Source organism: Microcoleus sp. B3-A4, from assembly GCF_036705385.1.
Lineage (GTDB): Bacteria > Cyanobacteriota > Cyanobacteriia > Cyanobacteriales > Microcoleaceae > Microcoleus.
Window position 1 is genome coordinate 1 of record NZ_JAUBUI010000143.1, and the last position, 8,043, is coordinate 8,043.

Here is an 8,043-nt window from a genome sequence, read left to right on the forward strand (position 1 = left end):
TGGTTATCAAATGGGAGCGAAAAATCAAAAATAAAGGCAATGCTATTTTATCCGGTTTAGCTGCGTAGCAGCTTATCGCTGTAGCTAAGGGAGATTTGGTATATCCCGACTGGATGGCGGGAAATTGGAATGTTGCTAGCACTTTGGTAGACTTAGCCGCTCCTTTAGCGCCAAATATTGTCACGCCAGGATTTGAAAGCAACCGCCAATATTTGCAGCAGCCAGTATTATTTAAAGTGCGATTTCAACCGGAAAAAAATATTGGTTTTATTTATAATAATACATCTAAAAAAGCTACAAAGATTGTAGCCGATCGCACTTTTAACGGTTTGAATATTGCTAAGGCTTATTTAGGCGATGCTGGCGTACTTTCGGTGAAAGTCGATCCGACCAATCCCAACCGCCAAATTACTGTTTTGAAAGGGGAACGCCAACTGATTTCGATTGTTACCAGTCGGGGAACTGAGACGCCGAATCCTCGCGAGTTTGTGTCTGCAGAGATTTCTCAGCAAGTGTTTCGGGGAGAGTCTGATATTTATTTAAACGAGGTGGAAACAACAACGGCTTATCGAGTTGTTGGAGGCGGAGAAAATGGCGATTCTGCGAGTAAAAGAATTGAGGCGGATCAGGTGACAGCGATTTATTTGTCGCCCCAAGACCCGGATTATTTTGCTGCTGGGGGGCATCCTGTGGCTTTGTACCGATATCGGTTGGAGTTGTTACCGGGAGAATAAGCTAAGAAGAACGACAAAAATTAGTGAGATAGTTATAGAGTTCGCGAAATAACGGACATTTTTTCTGGACTTCATTCGGATCGATTTCTCTCAAGAGCGAAGGTGTATGCAATTTTTTAGAAAAGCGCGCTTTATCGAGATTGCTCTCATGTTGAACAATTGTTGAATCATATAAGGCTTTTGATAGCTTTTCTCGACAGCAATCTTTTTCAGCATCGTATTCACTAAATGATTCTAGAGTATCAAAAGAAACTTTTCTTTTTGTACTTAGCCACCAACGCATCCGTTCATGTCTGCCTCTAAAATCTGAATGTTTAGCTATTGAATTATTCCAATCAGCAATAATCCAAGCTTCGATTTCCGGCGCGGCAAACCCAACAAATTTTTCTATGTCAGCACATTCTGGTATTTTTGATATCTCTGACAATATTTTCTCTTTTTGTTTCTCAGAATCGCGACAATCCAAATCGTCAAAAACTAAAATCAGGTCGCATTTATTTGGTTCTGCTTTTAAGGCGAGTGGCAATTCTTGCTTGATTTGGTCGATTAAGCTTTTATCTGTTCTTCCATAACTACTTGCTTTATTAGGTTTAGGACCAAGTTTGTCACGAATGGGTGTTTTTCGTTCAAATCTACACCCAGGAAAAGTTTTTTCTAAAAAAGGCAAGAAGCCTCTAACCTCAGATTCACCGCCTCCAGAGAAAACCCACACTACCACGGCCATCCTCCAATACTTGGATCGCCAACACGGTATAAGTCGCCTAATTCCCAACCCTCTTCAAGTTTTGGCTCCAGCATTGTTTTTGAAAGAGATTTGACTGAGAAATGGGTTCTATTTTCGGAATAAAAACAAAGAACTTTCTCTAAACAATCGGTAAAGTGATCTAAAAGATCGGGGCTATGCGTGGTAATAATTATCTGAGTTTTTGTCGCAGCTTTTTTAATCCACTCAGCTAAAACTGGCATCCACGATACGTGCAATCCTAATTCCGGTTCATCAATGACTATCAAAGAAGGAAGAAGTGGAGAATGTAATATAGTTGCCCAACAAAGCATCCTCACAGTTCCATCTGACATTTCATTAAGGTAAAATGGTTCTTCTTTGATACCTTCAAAAAACCATTCTACAGTGAGAGATAGGCGACCAGAAGGTAAAGCTCTAAGGCGACGAGTTTTTGGCAGGATTGACTTCATTGCCTCGTTAATGCTATCTTCAAAATTGAGAGATTTTTGGTTTAAATTGTACAATACTAAAGGCAGATTATCTCCCGAAGCAGATAGGTAAATATCACTGCCACCTATTTTAGGTTCTACGGTTCTAATTAAACTCAAGTTCATGTTGTTGGCATTATAAAATTGCCATTTTGAAATAAATTCAATTAATTCTCTTCTAATTTTGTAAATCGGTGTATTTTCAGGAGGCGATTGACTATTTTCAAGCAGTGTCGGAATTGTCAATAAACCCAAAGAATTTGTAGGAATGTTATCTAAAGTTTCAAAATGAGTTGGCTCTTGACCGGGAAAATTGTAAACAGATAAAACTCCTTGCCCTAATTCTCTGTTATGGAATTTATAGTAATAGAAAGGTTGCCTGCTGCAAGTTTCCTGCAAATCTTCTCCACCATATAGATATTCTTCAGAGATGCTCGCCCTTACTTTTTCTCGATCGGTATAAAGTTTGAAATCAAGAATTGCGCTGTCTTTTTGAAGATTACCACTTTGGTTAATTTGCGAAAAACAGTAGGCCATACTGACCTTTGCCGGACTTTCAACATTGACATCTAAGATTTTATCACCGCCAAATTTAGAAATAGCATCCTCAAAACTACTCACGCCGCGATTTTCATCGGGAATAGCTATTAGGCAATCTTTTAAAAATTTTAAACAACTGATGAAATTGCTTTTGCCTGAACCGTTTGAGCCGATAAATATATTAAGGTTGTTTAAATTTACAGATGGATCTAACTGTAGATTTTTATAATTCTTGGTTGTCAGAAATCGAATAATTGGTTGATTCATACGATCGCTCGGGTTATACTTCAGAAAGTTAGGGCAGGCAAGATGCCTACCCTACAAAGGTAAAAAAATATTTTTTACCTTTTAACTCTCGATTTTCGGATTAGCCGTTACTGAACAAACTTCTTGAATGCCAGTGTCACGTTGTGGCCGCCAAATCCAAAAGAATTCGACAGCGCCACATCAACTTTTAGATCGCGGCTTGTATGAGGAACATAATCCAAATCGCACTCAGGATCGGGATTTTCCAGATTAATTGTCGGCGGGATTTTGTCATTGGCGATCGCCATTACCGTCGCCACCGCCTCAATTCCCCCAGAACCGCCCAAAAGATGGCCGGTCATCGACTTGGTAGAACTAATTGCTATTTTGTAAGCATGGTCTCCCAAAGTCTTTTTAATCGCTTTCGTTTCCGTAGAATCGTTGGGAAGCGTGCTCGTGCCGTGAGCGTTGATATAGCTCACTTGATCCGGCGTCAAACCCGCATCCTTGAGTGCTAAAGCCATCGCCCGCGACGCACCTTCCCCCCCCGGTACCGGAGAAGTCATGTGATACGCATCGCAAGTTGAACCGTAGCCGACGATTTCTGCGTAAATCTTCGCGCCACGCGCCAGAGCGTGTTCCATTTCTTCTAGAATCAGAATGCCAGCACCTTCGCCGACGACAAAACCATCACGATCGCGATCGAACGGACGAGAAGCATGAGTCGGGTCATCGTTGCGAGTCGAAAGCGCCCTCGCCGCAGCAAAACCAGCCACGCACAAAGGTGTCACCGCAGCTTCCGTACCGCCGCAAATCATGGCTTGCGCGTAACCCCCCTGAACTAGGCGAAACGCATCGCCCACCGCATTTGACCCGGCAGCGCAGGCCGTCACCGTGCAAGAGTTTGGCCCCTTAGCGCCCGTGTGAATCGCCGTCAGCCCCGCGGCCATATTCGCAATCATCATGGGAATCATAAACGGGCTGCATCGATCGGGGCCGCGAGTCAGATATATCTCTTGCTGGTCTTCTAAAACCTTCAGGCCACCAATGCCAGTGCCAAGAATGACACCCACCTGTTCTGCGTTCAGGTCGTTAATCTCAAACTTTGCATCAGCAATAGCTTGTTTGCTCGCTGACACCCCAAATTGAGCAAAGCGATCCATCCGCTTTGCTTCCTTGCGCTCTAAATAGTCGTGTGGGTCGAAACCCTTCACCTCTGCGGCAAAGCGGCAGTCGTGCCGCGACGGGTCGAATAAGGTGATCGGGCCTATACCATTCTTCCCGGCAAGCAACCCGTCCCAATATTCGGACAAGGTATTGCCGATCGGTGTAATCGCGCCGAGACCCGTGATAACAACGCGCTTACGCTCTAAATTTGTCATGATTTCAGTTTCAAAAAATTAAACACCCAGAACGCAGAACAAAAGAGGAGTTTCCAGTTTTCTAACTTCTCTCCTCTTAGGGGAAAAGACAGGTATTTTATGCTTTTGGAGCTGCAAGTTTGCTGCTGATGAAATCTACAGAAGCTTGAACCGTAGTAATTCCTTCGGCTGCTTCGTCGGGAATTTCAATATCAAACTCTTCTTCCAAAGCCATGACCAGCTCTACAGTATCTAAGGAATCTGCTCCTAAATCGTTAGCAAAGTTGGCTTCGGGCTTGACTTCGCTCTTATCGACTTCCAGTTGCTCTGCCACAATTTTCTGGACTCTAGCAAAAATGTCGTCTTGGCTCATAACATCGTGTCCTCATTGGTTGCTGCGTATCTAATCTTATCCGAAAGGGGGATCTGCAGGAGAAAGGCTGGCCGCTTTTCTAAGTGACACGGGCCAGCGACAATTGGGACACGGACGATCGCAGCAACTCTGGGACTAAGGCAAAAAAAAACCCAATATCCCAAAATCAATCATCTCCTTTAGCCACCTGATAACGTTGAGGAACAGGATTTTTGGTCGATGGTGCGTCAGCCATCAACTCAAAATGCTTGAGAAAAGCTGACAATTAGCTCCTAGCTAGGCGGTGATTACGTTAATTATAAAGAGGGAAAACTAAGCAGGAAGCCTCCCGACTTCGATGGCTCAAGTTTCTTTTCCCGAACCTTGTGTCCCCAGCAGAAACGACTATGCCCTCCCAAACTCTCAAATATGCTTATTTTCCCGGTTGCGTTGCCCAAGGGGCTGCCCGCGAACTTTACCTGTCTACCCAAGCACTGACTAAAGCCTTGGGCATTGAACTGGTGGAACTCAAGAAAGCTTCCTGCTGCGGTTCTGGCACTTTCAAGGAAGATTCGCAGTTGCTCGAAGATACTGTCAACGCCCGCAATATTGCTTTGGCAGAGGAACTGAATTTGCCTTTGCTGACGCATTGCAGCACTTGTCAAGGAGTAATCGGTCATGTGGACGATCGCCTCAAGGATTGCAAAAAAACCGATCCCAACTACATAGAAAAAGTCAACGGTTTACTCAAAAAGCAAGGTTGTTCGCCTTATCAAGGCAGTACCGAGGTGAAACATCTGTTGTGGGCGATCGTTGCTGATTACGGGCTGGAGGAGGTGCAGAAGCGAGTCACCCGCAAGCTTTCGGGTTTGAAGTGCGCCTCTTTTTACGGGTGCTATCTGCTGCGAGCTCAGGATAAGCTGCTTTACGATGACCCGCACCAACCGGAATCGATGGAAAATGTATTTCGGGCGATCGGGGCAACTCCGGTTTATTATCGAGGGCGGACGCAGTGCTGCGGCTGGCCGTTGGCGAGTTATGCCACTAACCAATCTTTTCAGATGGCAGGCAAACATATTCAAGATGCTCTGGACAATGACGCTGATTGTATGGTAACGCCTTGTCCGCTTTGTCATTTAAATTTGGATTCGCGGCAGCCGGAGGTGGAAAAAGTAATCGGGCGCAAGTTGGGTTTACCCGTGCTGCATTTGTCGCAATTGGTGGCTTTGGCTTTGGGTGTGGAGCCAAAAAAACTAGGACTCGATCGACATATTGTTTCAACTAAGCCCGTGTTAGAAAAATTAGGCTTTTAGTCGATCGATTTGCGCCGCTTTGTAGTAAGGACTTTAGTCCTTTCTAATATCCAATCAAGGTTGGTAGTAAGGATTTTGGTTCTTTCTAAGCTCCAATCCCGTTAGATCGGAATTATACCCGAATGCTACCGGGAAGCTCGATCGCGATCGTACACTCTTGAGTTGATAGAAGATACCGTCCACAATTTGTCGTTTTGTCCCCAGAGGTGGTCTAGTCTTATTCTTGTGGGGCAGCAATGGCGCTGCGGAGTTATCACTCTTTGTCGGTTAAGTTGCTGGACTATGGCATTTATTTCTGATCTTAGCTCGTCATCAGAGATCCCAAAGGCGTTCTTTAAGCTATAGACACCACCCAGAGATGAAGCGGTCTAACGACGGGGGCTTCAGCGGACGGCGTTGCACGGCGGTTAGACCACTGATAACCTATGCCTCAGTTCCGTTGTAAGCCCTTGTTAGACTGCGATCACTCTCTTCGCATTCCATAGCCCGGATCTACACTCCAAAGCAAGTGTGGTGGTTGGTAGGTTAATATGCAGACAACAGAAACAAAAGTTGTATACAATTACACAAAATAGTTTTTTAAGACTTTCTAACTGCCTAGTTATAGATCAGGAATCAGCAATGAAACGAAACCCAGTAAATCTCACACGTTCGGTATTCCTATGGGCAATGCTAGGAATCATTTGTGGTTTGTTTGGTGCAAGCTATTGGATATTTTTGTCTTACATGATGGTGGGATTTGAATATTTTAGTGGACATTCTCTACTAATCATCATGCCGCTTGCGGGTTTACTCATCGGTTTGCTCATTCATTGGCTGGGAAATCCTGGCGAAATAGGGTTGATTATTGACAATATTCATCTCAATGGTGGGCGGTTACCAATGAACGAGAATCCTTCGATGATTCTGTCGTCGCTCATCAGTATTGCAAGTGGAGGCAGTGCTGGTCCAGAAGCACCAATGGTGCAAGTAACAGGTTCAATTGGTACGTGGTTTGCAGATCGCTTTCAATTGCGTGGAGAGGCACTACGAACTTTGAGTATTGCTGGCATGGCATCTGGTTTTACAGTTTTGTTCGGCGCTCCATTGGGTGGTACTTTTTTTGCTTTAGAAATTCTGCATCATCAGAATGTTGTGGAGTATTTTGAAGCAATATTGCCTGCCGTCGTGGCAAGTTGTGCAAGTTACACCATCTTTGTAGCAATTACCCAGCTAGGAATTGGTCCTACCTGGCATTTTCCTCAATACAATGTGGACAGCCTTTATGACTTTGGCGCAGCGATTGCTTATGGAATCGTAGGTGCGCTCATGGGGTGGCTTTTTATCGCTGTATTTCGCGGTGTAGGCCGCTTGTTTGATTCGATACCCAGTCCAATCTATGTGCGTACGACTTTAGCTGGACTAGGACTTGGTGTTTTATCAGCATTATTTCCGCTCACTCGTTTCTTTGGTGAACATCAAATTGAAAAAATTGTTGAGGGAAACTTTTCTTTGGGATTTCTCTTAACTTTAGTTATTGCTAAAGTGTTTGCCATTAGTACGACTGTAAATGGAGGCTGGCGGGGGGGGATTATCATCCCACTGTTTTTTATAGGAGCCTGTTTAGGCAAGGCAATCGCTATCATTAATCCCGCATCCAACGAGACTTTGGCAATGATTTGTGTAATGGCTGCTCTGAATTCAACAGTTACTCGAACTCCAATTAGTACAACTCTACTACTCGCCAAATTGACAGGATTTAGCACTTTTACACCCATTCTCTTCGCTAGTCTAGTGGGCTTCTTCTTGGCTCCCCGATCTCCCTTCATTAGCTCACAGCGTAAAGTGGATTAACCAAAGGCTATAATTCCTCTAATAGCTCCGTGTAGCGATGAAAAATACGTGCAATTTGCGAGGGTAGAGTCTAAATGCTTCTGCCATTACAAATGCACCGGCATCAAACAACATCTAGCCGTTGATACCAGTCAGCTTGCCGTTTTTGATCCATTGCACAAAAGCCAGTGTGTCCGATGACTGTGGCTTGATTGAAATGTGGAGTCACAACCTCGATTATTTTCACACTCGGGCCCGTCAATATTCCGATGTCCAAGCGCAAGGGGTATCACCGGGATAAGATCATCGCAGAGAATGTAAAAACTCTATCCGCAGATTATGACCAAGATCCGGTTTAGACTGGCACCGAAACCAACGAAAGCCGAAAAAATGGCACTAAGTAGGTCGGCGAGAAAAAACAAAACTATGTTAAGATAGATAAAGAAAGATATATTTCTAGTGACGTAACAAAT

General features: G+C 44.2%; 6 protein-coding genes and 1 pseudogene. 3 read left to right on the forward strand and 4 right to left on the reverse strand.

Translation table 11 applies throughout. The features are described 5' to 3' along the window. Window positions 1–74: 74 nt before the first annotated feature. Window positions 75–734 (forward strand): annotated as a pseudogene (locus tag QUB33_RS28280) (DUF6816 family protein); the annotation flags it as partial. Between the two features lies 1 nt (window position 735). Here QUB33_RS28280 and QUB33_RS28285 read toward each other — a convergent pair. From QUB33_RS28285 to acpP, 4 genes are all read right to left on the reverse strand, one after another. Continuing rightward, the gene (locus QUB33_RS28285; RefSeq protein ID WP_333357603.1) at window positions 736–1,458 is read right to left on the reverse strand and encodes a hypothetical protein; all 723 of its coding nucleotides are present in this window, start codon (window positions 1,456–1,458) and stop codon (window positions 736–738) included. Then, window positions 1,446–2,753, reverse strand: a complete 1,308-nt coding sequence (locus tag QUB33_RS28290) for an AAA family ATPase (RefSeq protein ID WP_333126196.1) — start codon at window positions 2,751–2,753, stop codon at window positions 1,446–1,448. The genes QUB33_RS28285 and QUB33_RS28290 overlap by 13 nt, the downstream gene beginning before the upstream one ends. Before the next feature lie 107 nt (window positions 2,754–2,860). After that, the gene (gene fabF / locus QUB33_RS28295; RefSeq protein WP_333357606.1) at window positions 2,861–4,114 is read right to left on the reverse strand and encodes a beta-ketoacyl-ACP synthase II; all 1,254 of its coding nucleotides are present in this window, start codon (window positions 4,112–4,114) and stop codon (window positions 2,861–2,863) included. A gap of 97 nt (window positions 4,115–4,211) precedes the next feature. Continuing rightward, window positions 4,212–4,466, reverse strand: coding sequence for an acyl carrier protein (gene acpP / locus QUB33_RS28300; protein ID WP_006633716.1), 255 nt, complete (start codon window positions 4,464–4,466; stop codon window positions 4,212–4,214). Window positions 4,467–4,852: 386 nt separating this feature from the next. Here acpP and QUB33_RS28305 point away from each other — a divergent pair, with 386 nt between their 5' ends. Both QUB33_RS28305 and QUB33_RS28310 read left to right on the forward strand, forming a co-directional pair. Further along, the gene (locus QUB33_RS28305; RefSeq protein ID WP_333357609.1) at window positions 4,853–5,758 is read left to right on the forward strand and encodes a CoB--CoM heterodisulfide reductase iron-sulfur subunit B family protein; all 906 of its coding nucleotides are present in this window, start codon (window positions 4,853–4,855) and stop codon (window positions 5,756–5,758) included. A gap of 621 nt (window positions 5,759–6,379) precedes the next feature. Then, the gene (locus QUB33_RS28310; protein WP_333357612.1) at window positions 6,380–7,591 is read left to right on the forward strand and encodes a chloride channel protein; all 1,212 of its coding nucleotides are present in this window, start codon (window positions 6,380–6,382) and stop codon (window positions 7,589–7,591) included. The last annotated feature ends 452 nt before the right edge of the window (window positions 7,592–8,043 follow it).

What these genes read in the sequence shown, in the direction of transcription:
- QUB33_RS28290 (WP_333126196.1), bottom strand. Translation starts at nt 2,753, where the DNA reads ATGAATCAACCAATTATTCGATTTCTGACAACCAAGAATTATAAAAAT.
- QUB33_RS28310 (WP_333357612.1), top strand. Translation starts at nt 6,380, where the DNA reads ATGAAACGAAACCCAGTAAATCTCACACGTTCGGTATTCCTATGGGCA.
- QUB33_RS28285 (WP_333357603.1), bottom strand. Translation starts at nt 1,458, where the DNA reads ATGGCCGTGGTAGTGTGGGTTTTCTCTGGAGGCGGTGAATCTGAGGTT.
- acpP (WP_006633716.1), bottom strand. Translation starts at nt 4,466, where the DNA reads ATGAGCCAAGACGACATTTTTGCTAGAGTCCAGAAAATTGTGGCAGAG.
- QUB33_RS28305 (WP_333357609.1), top strand. Translation starts at nt 4,853, where the DNA reads ATGCCCTCCCAAACTCTCAAATATGCTTATTTTCCCGGTTGCGTTGCC.
- fabF (WP_333357606.1), bottom strand. Translation starts at nt 4,114, where the DNA reads ATGACAAATTTAGAGCGTAAGCGCGTTGTTATCACGGGTCTCGGCGCG.